Annotated in this window: 19 protein-coding genes and 1 tRNA gene; 9 read left to right on the top strand and 11 right to left on the bottom strand. The window is 63.2% G+C overall.

The window, feature by feature from the left end:
- Positions 1–7: 7 nt before the first annotated feature.
- Positions 8–1,708, bottom strand: coding sequence for a M48 family metalloprotease (locus QQJ96_RS11560; protein ID WP_284332156.1), 1,701 nt, complete (start codon positions 1,706–1,708; stop codon positions 8–10).
- Positions 1,709–1,823: 115 nt separating this feature from the next.
- On the opposite strand from QQJ96_RS11560, the gene grxC reads away from it, so the two are divergent.
- From grxC to QQJ96_RS11545, 3 genes are all read left to right on the top strand, one after another.
- Positions 1,824–2,087: a glutaredoxin 3 gene (gene grxC, locus QQJ96_RS11555; protein ID WP_284332155.1), complete on the top strand. Its 264-nt coding sequence runs from the start codon at positions 1,824–1,826 to the stop codon at positions 2,085–2,087.
- Positions 2,084–2,476: a carboxymuconolactone decarboxylase family protein gene (locus QQJ96_RS11550; protein ID WP_284332154.1), complete on the top strand. Its 393-nt coding sequence runs from the start codon at positions 2,084–2,086 to the stop codon at positions 2,474–2,476. The genes grxC and QQJ96_RS11550 overlap by 4 nt, the downstream gene beginning before the upstream one ends.
- A gap of 214 nt (positions 2,477–2,690) precedes the next feature.
- Entirely contained in the window at positions 2,691–3,704 is a 1,014-nt protein-coding gene (locus tag QQJ96_RS11545; protein WP_284332153.1) for an isocitrate dehydrogenase, read from the top strand.
- Positions 3,705–3,780: 76 nt separating this feature from the next.
- Here the strand turns inward: QQJ96_RS11545 and QQJ96_RS11540 are convergent, their stop codons facing one another.
- The 8 genes from QQJ96_RS11540 to QQJ96_RS11505 all read right to left on the bottom strand — a co-directional run bounded on the left by QQJ96_RS11540 (position 3,781) and on the right by QQJ96_RS11505 (position 10,369).
- Entirely contained in the window at positions 3,781–4,242 is a 462-nt protein-coding gene (locus QQJ96_RS11540; RefSeq protein ID WP_284332152.1) for a carboxymuconolactone decarboxylase family protein, read from the bottom strand.
- Between the two features lie 92 nt (positions 4,243–4,334).
- Positions 4,335–4,793, bottom strand: a complete 459-nt coding sequence (locus QQJ96_RS11535; protein WP_284332151.1) for a carboxymuconolactone decarboxylase family protein — start codon at positions 4,791–4,793, stop codon at positions 4,335–4,337.
- A gap of 38 nt (positions 4,794–4,831) precedes the next feature.
- The gene (gene sigJ / locus QQJ96_RS11530) at positions 4,832–5,731 is read right to left on the bottom strand and encodes an RNA polymerase sigma factor SigJ (protein WP_284332150.1); all 900 of its coding nucleotides are present in this window, start codon (positions 5,729–5,731) and stop codon (positions 4,832–4,834) included.
- Between the two features lie 58 nt (positions 5,732–5,789).
- A complete protein-coding gene (locus QQJ96_RS11525; RefSeq protein ID WP_284332252.1) occupies positions 5,790–6,713 on the bottom strand; it encodes an aspartyl/asparaginyl beta-hydroxylase domain-containing protein in 924 nt (307 codons plus the stop codon).
- Between the two features lie 112 nt (positions 6,714–6,825).
- Positions 6,826–7,611, bottom strand: a complete 786-nt coding sequence (gene thiD, locus QQJ96_RS11520) for a bifunctional hydroxymethylpyrimidine kinase/phosphomethylpyrimidine kinase (protein ID WP_284332149.1) — start codon at positions 7,609–7,611, stop codon at positions 6,826–6,828.
- A gap of 69 nt (positions 7,612–7,680) precedes the next feature.
- The gene (locus tag QQJ96_RS11515; RefSeq protein WP_284332148.1) at positions 7,681–9,060 is read right to left on the bottom strand and encodes a PhoH family protein; all 1,380 of its coding nucleotides are present in this window, start codon (positions 9,058–9,060) and stop codon (positions 7,681–7,683) included.
- Between the two features lie 77 nt (positions 9,061–9,137).
- Entirely contained in the window at positions 9,138–9,599 is a 462-nt protein-coding gene (locus QQJ96_RS11510; RefSeq protein WP_284332147.1) for a peroxiredoxin, read from the bottom strand.
- A 206-nt stretch (positions 9,600–9,805) separates the two neighbouring features.
- Complete coding sequence (locus tag QQJ96_RS11505) at positions 9,806–10,369, bottom strand: glycine cleavage system transcriptional repressor (RefSeq protein ID WP_284332146.1); 564 nt, start codon at positions 10,367–10,369, stop codon at positions 9,806–9,808.
- Positions 10,370–10,489: 120 nt separating this feature from the next.
- On the opposite strand from QQJ96_RS11505, the gene dapA reads away from it, so the two are divergent.
- Together dapA and QQJ96_RS11495 are read left to right on the top strand one after the other, a co-directional pair.
- Positions 10,490–11,383: a 4-hydroxy-tetrahydrodipicolinate synthase gene (gene dapA / locus QQJ96_RS11500; RefSeq protein WP_284332145.1), complete on the top strand. Its 894-nt coding sequence runs from the start codon at positions 10,490–10,492 to the stop codon at positions 11,381–11,383.
- A gap of 48 nt (positions 11,384–11,431) precedes the next feature.
- Positions 11,432–12,028 carry a hypothetical protein gene (locus QQJ96_RS11495; protein ID WP_284332144.1) on the top strand — a complete coding sequence of 199 codons (597 nt, stop codon included), beginning with the start codon at positions 11,432–11,434 and terminating at the stop codon, positions 12,026–12,028.
- Between the two features lie 80 nt (positions 12,029–12,108).
- Here the strand turns inward: QQJ96_RS11495 and fdxA are convergent, their stop codons facing one another.
- Entirely contained in the window at positions 12,109–12,432 is a 324-nt protein-coding gene (fdxA, locus tag QQJ96_RS11490) for a ferredoxin FdxA (protein ID WP_284332143.1), read from the bottom strand.
- A 51-nt stretch (positions 12,433–12,483) separates the two neighbouring features.
- Positions 12,484–12,559: transfer RNA gene (locus QQJ96_RS11485), tRNA-Glu, on the bottom strand.
- 221 nt (positions 12,560–12,780) lie between these two features.
- Between QQJ96_RS11485 and pcnB the strand changes: the two genes are divergently transcribed.
- From pcnB to panC, 4 genes are all read left to right on the top strand, one after another.
- Positions 12,781–14,103 (top strand): polynucleotide adenylyltransferase PcnB, encoded by a 1,323-nt coding sequence (pcnB, locus tag QQJ96_RS11480; RefSeq protein ID WP_284332251.1) that lies wholly within the window; start codon positions 12,781–12,783, stop codon positions 14,101–14,103.
- Complete coding sequence (gene folK, locus QQJ96_RS11475; protein ID WP_284332250.1) at positions 14,100–14,582, top strand: 2-amino-4-hydroxy-6-hydroxymethyldihydropteridine diphosphokinase; 483 nt, start codon at positions 14,100–14,102, stop codon at positions 14,580–14,582. The genes pcnB and folK overlap by 4 nt, the downstream gene beginning before the upstream one ends.
- 138 nt (positions 14,583–14,720) lie before the next feature.
- Entirely contained in the window at positions 14,721–15,551 is an 831-nt protein-coding gene (panB, locus tag QQJ96_RS11470; RefSeq protein ID WP_284332142.1) for a 3-methyl-2-oxobutanoate hydroxymethyltransferase, read from the top strand.
- A gap of 18 nt (positions 15,552–15,569) precedes the next feature.
- Positions 15,570–16,415, top strand: coding sequence for a pantoate--beta-alanine ligase (gene panC / locus QQJ96_RS11465; RefSeq protein WP_284332141.1), 846 nt, complete (start codon positions 15,570–15,572; stop codon positions 16,413–16,415).
- Positions 16,416–16,526 lie beyond the last annotated feature (111 nt).

Genomic DNA, 16,526 nt, shown 5'->3' with positions numbered 1-16,526 from the left:
CTTTGTTTCATCGGCTGGGACTGGCGCCCCAGCTCAAGCAAAGCCGGCCTTGGCAGCCTGGGTTCAACTGCTGCTGGGTCTGGCTGGCGCCATCGGGGTTGTCTTCGGTCGATACCCTGCGCTTGCGCAGTTCCATCACCAGCGGGGTGAGGTCGGCGATATGGGCCTGGATACGGGCGCGGGCGTAGTAGTCCAGGTCGTTACGCTTGAGCAGGGTCTTGAGCTGCTCCATGGCGTCGAAAGGCCGTCCGGAAAGGTAGCTGGCCTGGGCATAGGCCTCGCCGGCCCGCACCGTCTGGCCGGCCCGTTCGCTGGCGCGGGCGTAGGCGGTGTACAGGCTGGGCTCGTCCGTATCCTGCAGCATTGGGCGCAGTAACTCGGCGGCCTGGATGGCCTGTTCCCGGCTGCCGCCCTGAGTGAGCGCACCGGCATAGGCCAGGCCAACGGCCTTGTTGCGCGGGGACTCGGTGTTGAGCGCGGCGTAAATCTCCAGCGCGGCGGCACGCTCCCCGGATTGCAGGCGTGCATCGGCCATCGCCAGCCGCAGGGCAAGGTTGTCCGGGTGCTTGTCCAGCAGGGGCTGCAACTGCGCGACGGCTTTGCCGCCCTGGCCGCTGCGGGTCAGCGCCAAGGCGTAGCCGTAGACATTTTCCGGCGTGTTGTAGCGACCGTCCTGGCGGCCAAGCAGGCCGCTGTAGTAGTTGCTCATGCGATAGGCGTCGTTGGACAGCACCCGCACGCGTTCACGCATCAGCAGGTAAGTGTTGACGCCCTGGCCGTTGGCATGCGGTACCAATAGTTTGGTGGCGTCTTTCACATAGGCGATCGGCGCCGTCTGCTGGTCCCAGCGTTCCTTGTCGAGCAGGCTGCCGTGCGGTTGCAACTTCTGCGCCGCGATCAGCGAGCCGGCGCGCGCTTTGGCATCACTGATGCGCTGGGCCGTCACCGGATGGTCCAGCAGCAGCGATGGCACGTTGACGCCACCCGCGTCGGCGCTCATTTCGTCTTCCATGCGCTGGAAGAAGCCGGCCATCGCGTTCGGGTCGTAGCCGGACTTGGCCAGGGTTTCGATGCCGGTGCGGTCGGCTTCGGCTTCATCCTTGCGGGTGAAGTTGATTTCCTTCTGCATCAACACGCCCTGGCCGCCGAGCAGGGCAGCCGCGGCGGCCTGGCCACCGGCAGCGCCGCCGGCGGCGATCGCGCCCAGCGCGACCAGGGCCATCAGCGGGGTGTCCTTCTTCGCCGATTCATAGGCGCGTTGCAGATGGTTTTGAGTGATGTGACCGATTTCGTGCGCCATCACCGCGGCCAGCTCATCTTCGCTGCGTGTGATGGCGATCAGGCCGGAGTTGATGCCGATGTAGCCGCCAGGCGCCGAGAAGGCGTTGATGACCGGATCCTTGGCGATGAAGAACGCGAAATGATCCTTGGGCTTGGCCGAGTTCGCCACCAGGCGGAAGCCGAGATTGTTGATGTAGTCGTCCAGCAGCGGATCGTCCAACACCATGTCCAGTGCCCGCATCTGCTGCAGCATCATGGCGCCGTAGTCCTGGGCTTCCTGCGGCGAGATCAAGGCGTTGGCCGAGCTGCCGAGGTCGGGCAGGCGGATGTCGTCGGGCTTGTCCTGAGCGCCAGCGGCGAAGGCCACGCCGGCGGCGAGCAGCGTGGTCAGCAGGCGTTTAGGGAGGTGGCGATGCTTTAGGGTCATAGATGAACGACAATATCATTGAGACCGCTCGACAGTATGGCAGTTCAGCGTCCAGCAGCTTGCTTTCGAACACCGTAACCGCCATTTAGGGCGCAAGTAATTCCGGAGTTTTGCGATGCCCAAGATCGAAGTCTATTCCACCGAGCGATGCCCTTACTGTGTGGCCGCCAAGAACCTGCTCAAGGCCAAGGGGCTGGCATGGGAGGAGGTGCGGGTGGATATCGATCCGGCCCAGCGCGACAGCATGCTCGAGCGCAGCGGAGGCCGCCGCACCGTGCCGCAGATCTTCATCAACGACCAGCATGTTGGCGGTTACGACGACCTGGTCGCCGCCGATCGCAGCGGCAAGCTCGCCTTGTTGCTGGAAATGGCCGCATGAGCAACGAAAAAGATCGCGTCGCCGAATTCACCGCGTTCCGCCAGCGCATGAACCAGCGCATCCTGGCTGAGGACAACCAGGTCGTCCGGCGCTTTTTCGCGCTGGACACGCAGACCTACAAGCCCGGCGCGCTGGATTTGAAAACCAAGGAAATGCTCGGCCTGGTCGCGTCGATGGTGCTGCGTTGCGACGATTGCATCAGCTACCACATCGCGCAATGCAAGGAGGCAGGCGTCAGTCGCGACGAATTGTTCGAAGTGTTCAGCGTGGGCCTGGTGGTCGGCGGCTCGATCGTGATTCCGCATTTGCGCCGGGCGGTGGATTTTCTCGACCAGCTGGAAGCGGGCGAGGCGGCAGGGCAGCCAGCAGGCTGCGGCGAGCACACATAAGCTGCTTCTACTCCCTCTCCCCGCCGGGGAGAGCAGGCGAAGGCGAAAAGCCCATCGTTCGATGGGAAGCAACGCTGCATGCGAGCATTTGCAACGCTTCCCGGCCATTTCAGGCTGTTCGCCGACAGGCGCATCGGGGATAATTGAGCGGTTTTCAGCCAGGCGCATCCCCCCGCGCGCCGGCCTCTCCGCTTCATTCCAAGGAGTTTTCCCCATGAGCAAGACCATTGCGGTGATCCCGGGCGACGGCATCGGCCCGGAGATCATGGCCGCCACGCTGCACGTGCTCGACGCACTCGATTGCGGCCTCAGCTATGAAACCGTCGAAGCGGGCATGATCGCGCTCGAAAAGCATGGCGACCTGCTGCCCAAGGCCACGCTCGACGTCATTACCAAGCACAAAGTGGCGTTGAAGGGACCGCTGACCACGCCGGTGGGAGGTGGCTTCACCTCGATCAACGTCACGCTGCGTCGCCATTTCGATCTGTATGCCAACGTGCGTCCGGCGATCAGTTTCCCCGGCACCAAGGCGCGCTTCGAGAACATCGACATCATCACGGTGCGCGAGAACACCGAGGGCGCCTATCTTTCCGAAGGCCAGACCCTGTCCGAAGACGGCGAACTGGCTACCTCGATGATCCGCGTCACCCGCAAGGGCTGCGCGCGCATCGTGCGCTACGCGTTCGAGATGGCAGTGAAGAAAGGCCGCAAGAAAGTCACCGCGGTGCACAAGGCCAACATCATCAAGACCGCGTCGGGCCTGTTCCTCAACGTGGCGCGCGAAATCGCCAAGGACTATCCGCAGATCGAGTTCAACGAGATGATCGTGGACAACGCCTGCATGCAGCTGGTGATGCGTCCGGAGCAGTTCGACGTGATCGTCACCACCAACCTTTTCGGCGACATTCTTTCGGACCTGTGTGCCGGCCTGGTCGGCGGTCTGGGGCTTGCCCCGGGCGACAACATCGGCGAGCAAGCGGCGATCTTCGAAGCGGTGCATGGTTCCGCGCCGGACATCGCCGGCAAGGGCATCGCCAATCCGTGCGCACTGCTGCTGGCTGCGGCCGACATGCTTGATCACCTTGGCATGGTGGAGAAAGGTACCAAGCTGCGTGTGGCGATCCGCGAAACCATGGCGAACGATCGCGAGCACGTCACGCCGGATCTGGGTGGCAAGGGTTCGACGCAGAGCTTTGGCGAGGCGATTGCCAAGCGCGTGAAGGGCTGAAGCTCAAACGCTCCGCTGCCCCCGGCGGTAGTCCGGGGGCTTTGCTGGGATTTCATCCCAGCCTAACTTGCCCAATTCACGCCACCTTGCGCGTTGGCACCTGGTAATCCGGCGCCTTCTTTGAAGGTATCGCGATGCGATTCCAGCTATTGATGGTGATCACCAGCAGGTTCAGGTCCATCAGTTCCTTTTCGCTGAACTGGGCGCGCGCCTGTTCGTAGATGTCATCCGGCACGCCGTGCGCAGGATCGAGCCGGGTCACCACTTCGCACCAGGCGAGCGCGGCACGCTCGCGTTCGCTGTAGACCGGCGCTTCGCGCCATGCCTGCAGCAGGTATAGGCGCTGTTCGCTTTCACCTTCGGCGCGTGCTTCCTTGCTGTGCATGTCCATGCAATAGGTGCAGCCATTGAGCTGGGAGGCGCGCATCATCACCAGGTGCATCAGGTTCTTTTCGAGTCCCGAGTGTTCGACATGCTTCCACATGGCGAACAGCGGCTTCATGGCTTCGGGATAGGTATCGTAGGAGAAACGTTGCATGGTCGAATCCTCGTCGGCGTGAGGCCCTTGCAGGGCCGTTCAATTCAAGGACGTGGCAGCCGGCCATTTCGTGACCGGCTGCCCCATCGTACTCAGCCGAACATGCCGGGCTTGTAGTCGCCCGCCACGGTATGTGCCGCCAGGTTGATCCGGTTCCAGGTATTGACGTTCGTCACCAGCAGGGTGAGTTCGACCAGCTCCTTTTCGTTGAACTGACGGCGCACCTCTTCATAGAGGGCATCCGGCACCGGGTTGCCGGGAACCGGCCGGGTGAGCGCCTCGGCCCAGGCGAAGGCTGCGCGTTCGCGCTCGCTGTAGAACGGCGCTTCGCGCCAGCCGGCCAGCACGTACAGGCGCTGCTCGGTCTCGCCGGCGGCGCGTGCGTCCTTGCTATGCATATCCAGGCAGTAGGCGCAGCCGTTGATCTGGGAGACGCGCATCAGCACCAGCTCGATCAGTGCCGGCTCCAGCGTGCCGGCCTTGATGTGCTTGCTCAGGGCGAACAGCGGCTGCACAGCCTGAAAATGCTTCTGGATGTTGAAACGGGACATGGGGGAACTCCTTGAATGAGGCGGCCAGAATTGGCCGTTCAATGCAAGGACGGCCCAGTCGGCGATTTCGTGACAGCGGCCAGTCGCGCCAATTTTTGCGGATTGCGCAATGCGTGCAGGGCAGTAATGCGCTCGCCGTCGCACTCGATCCAAATGACGGTGACCAACTGGCCATCCACCCAGGTCAGGAGTGCCGGTTCGCCGTTCACCACACGCAGGTCGCGTCGGATGTCGTGGCCTTGCTCGTGCTTGTGGATCTGCAGATACAGGCGCGCGATCCGTTCGCCGCCGAGCAGGGGCCGCAAGGTGGCCGAGACGAGACCGCCGCCGTCGGCGACCTGCATCGCATCCTCGGCCAGCAGGGAGCGCAGGTTTTCCTCGGTGGGCTGCCGCAAGGTCAAGGCGAAGCGCTCCAGCAGGCGCCGCTGGGTCTGCGCGTTGGCACTGAAGCGAACGCGCTCCTCGCGCAGCCGCTGTTTGGCCCGATGCGCGCGCTGACGGCAGGATTCCTCGGTAATGCCAAGGATGGTCGCGGCTTCGGCGTGGCTGTAATCGAACACTTCGCGCAGCAGGAACGCCGCGCGCTCTTCCGGGCTCAGCCGTTCGAGCATCAGCAGAAAGGAGTGAGTGAGCGTTTGGGCCTGTTCCGCTTGCGAATCAGGCTGCGCCTCGGGCTCCACCAGTGGCTCGGGCAGCCAGGGGCCGGTGTAGTGCTCGCGTTCCACCTTGGCATGGCGCAGGCGGTCCAGGGCGAGGCGGGTGGTGACGGTCACCAGCCAGGCTTCGGCATCATCCAGGCCGGCCTTGTCCTGCGCATGCCAGCGCAGCCAGGCGTCGTGCAATACGTCCTCGGCATCGGCTTGGGTGCCAAGCATGCGGTAGGCGAGCCCGAGCAGGCGCGGGCGGTGTTGCTGGAACAGGCTGGTGTGGGCGTCCATGGTGGGTTCCGGTCAAGGCTTATAACCAGGACGTGTGAGCGTTGAGAAACGTGACAGCTCAGCGAACGAACGGCCAGGGCGCCAGGAATACCAGCCAGATGAAGATCAGCATGCCCACGTACTTCACTGCGCGGAACAGCTTCGGGTACTTCTTCTTGAAGGCGCGGTTGCGCTCGCGTCCACGCTGGTTGAGCGCAAACACGCGGTTGACGAAGCCGACTTTTTCTTCCGGCGACTCGGTATTCGGCGAGGCGGTGATCTTGCCCATGAAAGCACCTACCCGGTGATTAATGGCGCTCATCAGGCGCGTGCGCAGCGGGCGCTCGACGTCGGCGAACAGGATGACGCGCGTCTGGTCGGTGTTGTTTTCCACCCAGTGCACGTAGGTTTCGTCGAACACCACGTCCTTGCCATCGCCCCAGGCGTGTTCTTCGCCGTCGACGAAGATGCGGCAATCGCGCGAGTTCGGCGTGATCAGCCCCAGGTGGTAGCGCAGCGAGCCGGCAAAGGGATCGCGGTGCGGATTGAGTTTGCTGTGCGGCGCGAGGGTGGCGAACATCGCCGCTTTCACGCTGGGAATGGCATTGAGCAGCGCTACCGTTTTCGGGCACAAGCTTTCGGCCGAAGCCAGCGGCTCGCCGTACCACTTCAGGTAAAAGCGCTTCCAGCCCTGCTTGAAGAAGCTGTTGAAGCTGGCGTCGTTGTGTCTTTCAGCGGCGCGGATATGGCCTTCGTCGAACAGCTGCAGGGCTTCGTCGCGAATCGTCTGCCATTGGTCCTTTAGCAGATCGAGCTGCGGAAAGCCGCCGCGATCGAGGATCGGGCGCGCCGGCACGGCCGAGAAGGCATACATGAGCAGGTTGTAAGGCGCGAACACGGCCGAGTGGTCCACCAACTGGCGATCGAAGCGCAGCCGTGCCCGTCCACGCAGATGCACCAATAGCACGCACAGCACGAAGGCCAGCAGCAAGTAGAGAACGATGAAGCGAGGGCTGAGGAAATCCATGGTGAAAGCGGCGATGGCCGGGGCCGGTGGCCAATTTTACGGCAAATAAATAGCGCGTAGGCTGGGATGATAATCCCAGCCTAGCTGTTCAGTGACGAAGGGTGTACGCCGTGCCTACACCGGGCCGGTAGCCGTTTTTCAGCGCGCGTTGCACATAGGCAACCGCCCGGCGTACCGCCTGGCGTGGTGTGGCGCCCTTGGCCAGCCCAGCAGCGATGGCCGAAGCCAGGGTGCAGCCGGTACCGTGGCCTTCACAGGGAAGGCGGGCATGGCGGATTTCCATCAGACCCCGTTCATCGAAATAACGGTCGACCACATCGTTGCCGCGTCCGTGACCGCCTTTCAGCAACACGGCGTGTGCGCCGAGCGAGCGCAAGGCGTGCCCGGCATCCGTAAGTTGTTTCGGCGTGCGCAGCGAGTGGCCTAGCAGCGCTTCAGCCTCGGGCAGGTTCGGCGTGAGCACATCGGCAAGTGGCAACAGATCGTTGATCACCGCCTCGATCGCATCTTCGTCCAGCAATCGCGAACCGCTGGTCGAGATCATCACGGGATCGATCACTACCCAGGCCGGCTTTCGCTTCCTGAGTTCCCGCGCCACCAACCGTACCGTGGCCGCATTGCCCAGCATGCCGGTTTTCACGGCCGCAATGGCAAAGTCATCGAACACTGCGGTGAGCTGACTGCGGATATGCGTGGTCGGCACCGGATGCACCGCAGTGACACCGCGCGTGTTTTGCGAAGTGATGGCGGCGATCACCGAGAGGCCGTGCACGGCATGTGCATGGAAGGTTTTCAGATCGGCCTGGATACCTGCGCCTCCGCCGGAATCGGAACCGGCGATGGTGAGGGCGATGGGTGGAGGGGCGGTCCTCATCAGAATTCCGTGATGCGTAATCTTGTCTGGCCGTCATTCCCGCGAGAGCGGGAATGACGGCCATGGAGGTTACAACGCTTCGGAGGCGAAATCCGCCAAACGCGAACGCTCGCCGCGGCGCAGAGTGATATGCGCCGAATGCGCCCAATGCTTGAAGCGATCGACCGCATACGTCAGGCCCGAGGTGGTCTCGGTGAGGTAGGGGGTATCGATCTGCTCCACATTGCCCAGGCATACGATCTTGGTGCCGGGGCCGGCGCGGGTGATCAAGGTTTTCATCTGCTTCGGCGTGAGGTTCTGCGCCTCGTCGATGATCAGGTAGCGCGAGAGGAAGGTGCGTCCGCGCATGAAGTTGAGCGAACGAATCTTGATGCGCGAGGCCAGCAGGTCATTGGTGGCCTGGCGCCCCCAGCTGCCGCCTTCTTCGGGGTTGGCGAGCACTTCGAGGTTGTCGGTCAGCGCGCCCATCCACGGCGTCATCTTTTCTTCCTCGGTGCCGGGCAGGAAGCCGATGTCCTCGCCGACCGAAACCGTGGCGCGCGTCATGATGATTTCGCGGTAGCGCTGCTGATCCATCACCTGCGCCAGGCCTGCGGCCAGCGCCAGCAAGGTCTTGCCGGTGCCGGCGGTGCCGAGCAGGGTCACGAAATCCACATCCGGATCCATCAGTACGTTGAGCGCGAAATTCTGCTCGCGGTTACGCGCGGCGATGCCCCACACGCTGTGATTGGTATGGCTGTGATCATCGAGCAACACCAGCGTCGCGCGCACATCGTCGACGTGCAGCACGCGCAACTCCACGCTGTTGTCGCCGGGCAGGAACAGGCACTGTTGGGGATGCCAATCTTCGTCCTTGTGACGATCGACTTTGTAGAAAGTACGGCCGCGTTCGTTCCACGACTGCACCTCCGGGTGACGATCCCAGAAGTCTTCCGGCAGTTGCGCCGAGCCGGTGTAGAGCAGGGCGAAATCGTCCAGCGCGCGATCGTTCTCGTAATCCTCCGCATCGATGCCGTAAATCTTGGCCTTGATGCGCAGGTTGATGTCCTTGGTAACCAGGATGACCGCGCGACCGGGATTTTCTTCCTTCAGCTCAATAACAGCCGAAAGGATCAGGTTATCGGCCTTGCCATGCCCATTGGTGGTGCGCTGCTGGAAATACAGCCGGCCAACCGCGCCGCCGCGCCTTAGCGAGACGCCTTCGGGGTTTTCCAGTTCCAGGCCATTGCTGATGCCGTGGCCGTTGCCGCGTACGATCAATTCGTTGAGGAAGCGGCTGACCTGGCGTCCGTTGCGCGAAACTTCCGAGGCGCCTTTCTTCTTTTCGTCCAGCTCTTCCAGCACCGTCATCGGGATGAAGATGTCGTGCTCCTCGAAACGGAACAGCGAGGTCGGGTCATGCAGTAGCACGTTGGTGTCGAGGGCGTAAATGCGCTTGCTTCCGGTCATGCGGAAGTAACCTCACGAGGCAGGAGGGGGATAGGTTGCGTCACGTAAATCGCTGGCGATGTGGACGGACGTAAGAATCACCGGGCAGGAATGGCGTCGAGCACCGCCTGGGCATGGCCGGGCACTTTCACGCCCCGCCATTCCGCGGCGAGCTTGCCGTCGGGGTCGATCAGAAAGGTACTGCGTACCACGCCCATATGACGCTTTCCGTACAGCACTTTTTCGTGGATCACGTCGAAGGCCTGGCACCAGGCTTCGTCCGCATCGGACACCAGCGGGAACGGCAGTTCCTGCTTGCTGGTGAAGTTGGCGTGGGATTTCACCGAGTCGCGCGAGACGCCGATGATTTCGGCATGGCGCTTCTTGAACTTGGGATGGAGGTCGCGGAAGTCTTTGGCTTCAGTGGTGCAACCGGGGGTGCTGTCCTTGGGGTAGAAGTAGAGCACTACCCATTGGCCTTTGAGTGAATCGAGTTTCAGCGTACTGCCGTCGCCGGTGACGCCTTGCAGCTTGGGGACTTTCTTGCCTAGTTCGGGCATGGGCTCTCCGGTAGCCAGCTTGGGTAATGCCATTAGCTGTGGCGGAGACTAGCGCGGCAAACGTTACGGAAACAGCCTTGTCAGATGGCAAAAGGCGGAGCATTCTAGAATTTCACCGGGCCTAAGGCGGGGGTCCGAATTGCGCCCCTAGGCCGGGATGACAATCCCGGCATCTGCAAAGCGAACAGACAGCGGGCGTCGCATTCCTAGAACTTCACCGGATCCATGATGGCATCCAGGTTCAGGCCGTCGCAGAATTCCAGGAAATCGTCGCGCAAGGCGGCGATGTGCAATTTGTCCGGCACCCCGATGGTGAATTGCGCCTGGAACATCGCCGCACCGGTCTGCATCGCCTGGTAGCGCATCGAGCTGAGCTGCTCGACGCTGATGTCGTGGCGGCTGAAGAAATCGACGATCTTGACCAGGATGCCGGGACGATCGGAGGACACCACTTCCACCAGGTACGGCAGCAAGTGGCCGCTAGGCTCGCGCGGGTTGGTGCGGTAATGCGTAAGACGCAGTTCTTCCTCGCGCGCCAACTTGGTCAAGGCGGTTTCGAGCTTGGCCACGGCATCCCAGGCGCCGCTGGCGAGCAGGGTAAGCGAGGTGTCCGCGCCGATGGTCGATACACGCGCATCGGAAAGATTGCAGCCGGCATCGGCGATGCGCCGGGCCAGTGCAAGCAGCGGCGTGCGCGTGGCCGGGGTCAGGGTCTGGATCAGCAGTTGGTGGTCGTTGCTGGATCGCGCGGAAAAAGGGTTGGTGGACATGGATGGTAAGCGACCCCCGCGTCGTGCGGGATGACGACGAACGATACGCCAGCTTACTTGCCCGTCCCGCGAGCCCGCAAGTAAGATGCCATGTCCTAAGTTTTTTGTGCGGAACGCGCCATGAAGATTCACGGAAGCGTCTGCGCGCTGGTCACTCCATTCGGCTCGGATGGGGCGCTCGACCTGGCGGCGTTCGGCCGTCTGCTCGATTTCCAGATCGCGGGCGGCACCCAGGCGGTGGTCGTTGCCGGTTCCACCGGCGAGGCCCACATGCTCGAACACGATGAATACGATCGCCTGCTGGCCTATGCGGTCGAGCATGTCGCCGGCCGTATTCCGGTCATCGCCGGCACCGGCGAGGCGGCTACCGCCAAAACAGTGGCTCTTACGCAACGCGCGCGCGCGCTTGGTGCGGATGCCGCCCTGGTGGTGGCGCCGTACTACGTGCGGCCCACGCAGGAAGGTCTGCGCCGTCACTTCCTGGAGGTGGCCGATCGCGGTGGCCTGCCGGTGATTCTCTACAACGTGCCCAGCCGCACGGCCTGCGATCTGGCGCCGGGAACCACCGAGGTATTGCGCGACCACCCAGCCATCATCGGGATCAAGGAAGCGCGCGCCGATGCCGAGCGCATCCAGCGCAGCGTGGAACTCGCGCGGCCGGATTTCGTCTATCTGTCCGGCGACGACGGCAGCGGGGCGCAGGCCATGCTGGCCGGTGCTGCAGGCGTGGTTTCCGTGGTGGCCAATCTGGCGCCCAAGGCTTTCCGTGCGCTGTGCGATGCGGCCACGGCGGGTGATCGCACCGCCGCTGCGCGCTGCAATGCCGTGCTGGAGCCGCTGGTGCAGGCGCTCAACTGCGCGCCCAATCCAATCGCGGTGAAGGCCGGCCTGCCGGAACTGGGGCTGGGTACGGCGATGCCACGCCTGCCGCTGGTGGAACTGGAGCAGGGGGCGGCGCGTGAGCAGCTACGCAATGCCTTGGCGACTCTGGCATCCTTGGCGGATGCCGCTTAACCTGCTCGGCTACTGACTAACTTTTCGGAACCCAACGGAATTCACTACATGAAGAAATCTTCCCTCGCCGTCGCCCTGCCGGCCTTGGTTTTGACTGGCTTGCTCCTTTCGGGCTGCGGCATCTTCCGTTCCGAAAAGGCCTGGCAGACGGCCAAGCAGCAGGCTCCGCTGGAAATTCCGCCGGGCATGGACACGCCTAATGCCAGCGCCGCCCTGGTGATTCCGCCGCAGGGTGCCAACCACCCGAATGCCAATGGCGCCACTGCGCGCGTGGGCAACACTCCCAGCACGATTACCGATGGCTTCATCCTGGCCGATAGCGTGGACGACACCTACCGCCGCGTGGGCGAGGCGCTTAGCAATGGCGAAATCGGCACGCTGCAGAGCCATGACGACGCCGCGCACAGCTATAGCCTGAAGGTGCTGGCGTCCGACCAGCCAGCGGAAAAGGCTGGTTTCTTCGGCCGCATGTTCGGCCACGGCAGCAGTGGCGGCGCGAGCGGCCCGAATGTGGCGCCGCGCGCGGTGGTGGTCACCGTGAACAGCAGCGGCCAGGGTTCGAGCGAAGTGCGCGCTCAGGGCGAGGCGGCGGCCGTGGCCAAGGTGGTCGACAGCCTGAAGTCACGCCTGGGTGGCAAGGGTTGAGCGATACGCTCAGCCTGGCCGGCCGGACAAAAAAACGCCGCTCATCGAGCGGCGTTTTTCATGGACGGATCCGGCGGCACTCAGCGCTCGAGCAGCTTGATCTTGTCCGGCTTGTTCTCCCATTCCTTGGCATCCGGCAGGGCGTCCTTACGCACCGTGATCACCGGCCATGCCATGGCAAGTTCCTTGTTCAGGGCGGTGAAATGCTCCTGGCCGGCGGGAACGTCGTCCTCCGGGTAGATCGCGTTGATCGGGCATTCCGGCTCGCACAAGGTGCAGTCGATGCACTCGTCGGGATTGATTGCCAGGAAATTGGGGCCTTCGTGGAAAGCGTCGACCGGACAGACTTCGACGCAATCGGTGTATTTACACTTGATGCAGTTGTCGGTGACGACGAAGGTCATACTGCCTTGTGCCTGCTAGGGACCGGTAAGCCGATCATACTGAAGGGACGATGGCGCTCCCAACGAGGTTCGAACTCGTGTTCCCGCCTTGAGAGGGCGGTGTCCTAGGCCACTAGACGATGGGAGCGGATTGTCGCGAAGCGCGCTAGTATAGCTGAATTGTCTCGTCCGGCAACGCCCTGAGACAGTGCTCTCGCATCAGCGGGAACGCTTGCGGGACAATGCTTACGGCCGGTGCCGGATGGTATCGATGCGCGCCAGGCGTGCTCGGCCATACCCCCGGATTTGGAAACCCGCAAGGATTTCGAACGCTTGAATCCCATAGCCAGGAACGACGCCAAGCTTGCCATGCCCATCATTCCGCGCGAGCAGCACACGATTTCCCGCAAGAACATCAGCAAGGCTGCCTTGCGCGTGCTCTATCGCCTGAACGAAGCCGGCTATGACGCCTATCTGGTCGGCGGCGCCGTCCGCGACCTGCTGCTGGGCGGTCATCCCAAGGATTTCGACGTGGCCACCAATGCCACGCCGGACGAGGTGAAGAGGCTGTTTCGCAACTGCCGCCTGATCGGCCGCCGCTTCCGCCTCGCCCACGTGGTCTACGGCAACGAAATCATTGAGGTGGCGACGTTTCGTGGCGCCAGCGAAGAGGTGGGCGTGGAAGGCGATCGGCACATCGTTGATGGCCGCATCGTGCGTGACAACGTGTGGGGCACGATCGAGGAAGACGCGTTGCGTCGCGACTTTCGCGTCAACGCGATGTACTACGACATCAGCGACTTCTCCGTGCGCGACTACGTGGGCGGCATGAAGGATCTGGACAACTGCGTGCTGCATCTGATCGGCGATCCGGCCACGCGCTATCGCGAAGACCCGGTGCGCATGTTGCGCGCCGTTCGCTTGGCGGCCAAGCTGGATTTCCGCATCCATCCTTCCGCTTCCGCGCCGTTCTCGGAACTGGGACCGTTGCTCAGCGGTGTCGCGCCGGCGCGATTGTTCGACGAATCGCTGAAAATGTTCCTGGCCGGCCATGGCCTAAAGAGCTTTCGCATGCTTGAGGAATGCAAGCTGCTCAAGTTCATGTTCCCGGCCACGGCGCGCGCGCTCAAGCGCGGCGACGAGGCGTTGCGCTCGCTGATCGAGCAAGGGCTGGAAAACACCGATGCCCGCGTTGCCGAGGGCAAGTCGGTCACGCCGGCGTTCCTGTTCGCCGTGCTGCTATGGGGCGAGGTGCGTGATCTGGCCCACACCTGGGGCACCCAAGGCAAGGACGTCAACGAGGCATGGGCTCGCGCTGCCGCACACGTAGTGGCCGAGCAATGCCAACGCGTGGCCATCCCACGTCGCTTCACCATCACGATGGAAGAAATCTGGTCGCTGCAACCACGCTTCGAACAGATCCAGCGCAAGAAGGTCTTCCGCCTGCTGGCCCATCCGCGGTTCCGCGCTGCGTTCGATTTCCTGCTGCTACGGGCAGCGGAATCGCCGGCGATCGGCGAACTTGGTCAATGGTGGGCGCATGCGCAGCAGCTGCCGCATGAAACCCTGGCCGCTGCACTGCCCCTGCATCAGGCCAATGCCACCGGCGAAGCCGAGCCGGCACGTCCAAGTGCAACGCGCAAGCGCAAACGGCGACGCAAGCCCGCCGCCGGTAAATCCGGGGCTGGCTGATGCACGCTTATGTCGCGCTGGGCAGCAATCTGGGCGATTCGCGACAACACCTGCTGGATGCCACTGAAGCGCTGGCCACGTTGCCCCAAACCGAATTGTTGGCGCGCTCACGCCTCTACCGCACCCCGCCGTGGGGGGGAGTCGATCAGCCGGATTTTCTCAACGCGGTGGTGCTGATTGAAACAGCGCTGCCGCCGCACGATTTGCTCGATGCCTTGCTCAATATCGAGCGCGCCGCCGGCCGTCAGCGCAACGGCGAGCGTTGGGGGCCGCGCACACTCGACCTGGACCTGCTGTACGTGGCCGGCAGGACAGTGAACAGCGAGCGCTTGACCTTGCCCCATCCGCATATCGCTGACCGCGCTTTCGTGCTGTTACCGCTTAACGACGTGGCCCCCGATCTGCTCATTCCGGGGCAGGGCAAGGTGTCGAACCTTCTCCAGGGTGTGGATGCGCATGGCTGCACCCCGGTCGAGTAGGCTGGGATGGCAATCCCAGCGCCGGCAAGCCGCCAGAGAGCTGGGTGCTGGCCTTGATGCGCAAGGCCGCATGCCCTTGGCTTGAGTACGGCTGTTGCGCGCCGGATAATTGTTCACCGCAACATAGAAGGAAAGGCCGTGTACGTGGAAAATGCCAGCGCTCCCGTTCGCAAGCCGGTGACGGTTCCAAGCTTGCATGCGATGAAGGCGGAAGGGCGCAAGATCGTCATGCTCACCGCGTACGACGCGAGCTTTGCCGCGCAATTGGAATGGGCCGGTGTAGACATCGCCCTGGTCGGCGATTCCTTGGGCATGGTGGTGCAAGGCCAGCGCAGCACGCTGCCGGTCACGCTCGACCAGATGGCTTATCACACCGGCATGGTGGCGCGCGGCTTGTCCGCCACGTTGCTGATTGCCGATATGCCTTTCATGGCCGACCGTAACGTCGACTATGCGCTGGAAGCCGGTGCCCGGCTGGTCGGCGAGGCGGGCGCGGCGATGGTGAAGATCGAAGGCGCCGCGGCGCACGTTCTTGAATCGATTCACGCCCTGACCGAGCGCGCCATTCCGGTGTGCGCGCACTTGGGGCTTACGCCACAATCGGTGCACAAGTTTGGCGGTTACAGGGTGCAGGGTCGCGAGCAAGAGGCGGCGGAGCGCGTTGTGAATGAAGCGCTGGCGGTGCAGCAGGCCGGCGCGGATATTTTGGTGCTGGAGGGCGTGCCTACGCCGCTGGGCGAGCGTGTGACCAAGGCCCTCGACATCCCTGTCATCGGCATCGGTGCGGGCCCCCACTGCGATGGCCAAGTGCTGGTGATTTACGACATGCTGGGGATCACGCCCGGCAAGCGCCCCAAGTTCAGCAAGGATTTCCTTGCCGGCCGTGGCTCGGTGCAGGAGGCGGTCGCCGCCTTTGTCGCCGAGGTGCGCAACGGGACATTTCCCGCGGCCGAACACGGTTATAACTAGAACGGACACCCTTCATTCATGCAAACCCTCCAAGATGCCGCAGGCTTGCGCGCCACGATTCGCGGCTGGCGCGGCCAAGGGCACACGATTGGCTTCGTGCCGACCATGGGCAACCTGCACGCCGGACATCATTCGCTGGTCAAACTGGCGCGTGCGCGCACGGATCGCGTCGTAGCAAGCGTGTTCGTCAATCCCACCCAGTTCGGACCGAACGAGGATTTCGAGCGCTATCCGCGCACGCTGGCGCAGGACCAGGCGGGGCTGGCTGAATCTGGCTGTGATCTGTTGTTCGCACCGGACGTGTCGGTGCTGTATCCCTTTGGCGCGGACAAGAGCGTCAGCTTGCGTGTGCCGGAACTGACCGAGACCCTGGAGGGTGCGCACCGTCCAGGCCATTTCGACGGCGTGGCCACGGTGGTGTGCAAGCTGTTCAACCTGGTGCAGCCGGATATCGCGATCTTCGGCCAAAAGGATTTCCAGCAGTTGAAAGTGATCGAGCGCATGGTGCGCGACCTGTCCTTGCCGGTGAAGGTGATGGGCGGACCCACCCAGCGGGCGGAAGACGGGCTGGCGCTCAGCTCGCGCAACCAGTACCTGTCGGTGGATGACCGCGCAAGCGCACCCCTGGTCTACGAAACCCTGCAGCAGATGCGCGAGCTGATCGCCAAGGGGCACGCCCGCAAGGTGGTGGAGCAGGCGGCGGCTTCGAAGCTGGAACGAGCCGGCTTCGCCCCCGATTACGCCGCCATCCGGCGCGCCGAGGACCTGTCCGAGCCGGCCGATGGCGAGCGGGAAGGCTTGGTGGCGCTGATCGCGGCCCGCCTGGGTGCCACCCGGCTGATCGATAACCTGTTGTTTGACTGAAACATTTTTGCGCTATTGAACAATCATGGGCGTTACCCCATGTTGGGCTCGGGTGCCGTTGCGGCGATGCCTGCAGCGGCAGGATAATAGAAGGCTATGCAGGCAGTCCCT

Source organism: Dyella flagellata (assembly GCF_030160275.1).
GTDB classification, from domain to species: domain Bacteria; phylum Pseudomonadota; class Gammaproteobacteria; order Xanthomonadales; family Rhodanobacteraceae; genus Dyella_B; species Dyella_B flagellata.
This window is presented reverse-complemented; position numbering and strand designations above follow the sequence as displayed.

Coding starts and splice junctions, on each gene's coding strand:
- QQJ96_RS11560 (WP_284332156.1), bottom strand. CDS start 1,708: ATGACCCTAAAGCATCGCCACCTCCCTAAACGCCTGCTGACCACGCTG.
- grxC (WP_284332155.1), top strand. CDS start 1,824: ATGCCCAAGATCGAAGTCTATTCCACCGAGCGATGCCCTTACTGTGTG.
- QQJ96_RS11550 (WP_284332154.1), top strand. CDS start 2,084: ATGAGCAACGAAAAAGATCGCGTCGCCGAATTCACCGCGTTCCGCCAG.
- QQJ96_RS11545 (WP_284332153.1), top strand. CDS start 2,691: ATGAGCAAGACCATTGCGGTGATCCCGGGCGACGGCATCGGCCCGGAG.
- QQJ96_RS11540 (WP_284332152.1), bottom strand. CDS start 4,242: ATGCAACGTTTCTCCTACGATACCTATCCCGAAGCCATGAAGCCGCTG.
- QQJ96_RS11535 (WP_284332151.1), bottom strand. CDS start 4,793: ATGTCCCGTTTCAACATCCAGAAGCATTTTCAGGCTGTGCAGCCGCTG.
- sigJ (WP_284332150.1), bottom strand. CDS start 5,731: ATGGACGCCCACACCAGCCTGTTCCAGCAACACCGCCCGCGCCTGCTC.
- thiD (WP_284332149.1), bottom strand. CDS start 7,611: ATGAGGACCGCCCCTCCACCCATCGCCCTCACCATCGCCGGTTCCGAT.
- QQJ96_RS11515 (WP_284332148.1), bottom strand. CDS start 9,060: ATGACCGGAAGCAAGCGCATTTACGCCCTCGACACCAACGTGCTACTG.
- QQJ96_RS11510 (WP_284332147.1), bottom strand. CDS start 9,599: ATGCCCGAACTAGGCAAGAAAGTCCCCAAGCTGCAAGGCGTCACCGGC.
- QQJ96_RS11505 (WP_284332146.1), bottom strand. CDS start 10,369: ATGTCCACCAACCCTTTTTCCGCGCGATCCAGCAACGACCACCAACTG.
- dapA (WP_284332145.1), top strand. CDS start 10,490: ATGAAGATTCACGGAAGCGTCTGCGCGCTGGTCACTCCATTCGGCTCG.
- QQJ96_RS11495 (WP_284332144.1), top strand. CDS start 11,432: ATGAAGAAATCTTCCCTCGCCGTCGCCCTGCCGGCCTTGGTTTTGACT.
- fdxA (WP_284332143.1), bottom strand. CDS start 12,432: ATGACCTTCGTCGTCACCGACAACTGCATCAAGTGTAAATACACCGAT.
- pcnB (WP_284332251.1), top strand. CDS start 12,781: ATGCCCATCATTCCGCGCGAGCAGCACACGATTTCCCGCAAGAACATC.
- panC (WP_284332141.1), top strand. CDS start 15,570: ATGCAAACCCTCCAAGATGCCGCAGGCTTGCGCGCCACGATTCGCGGC.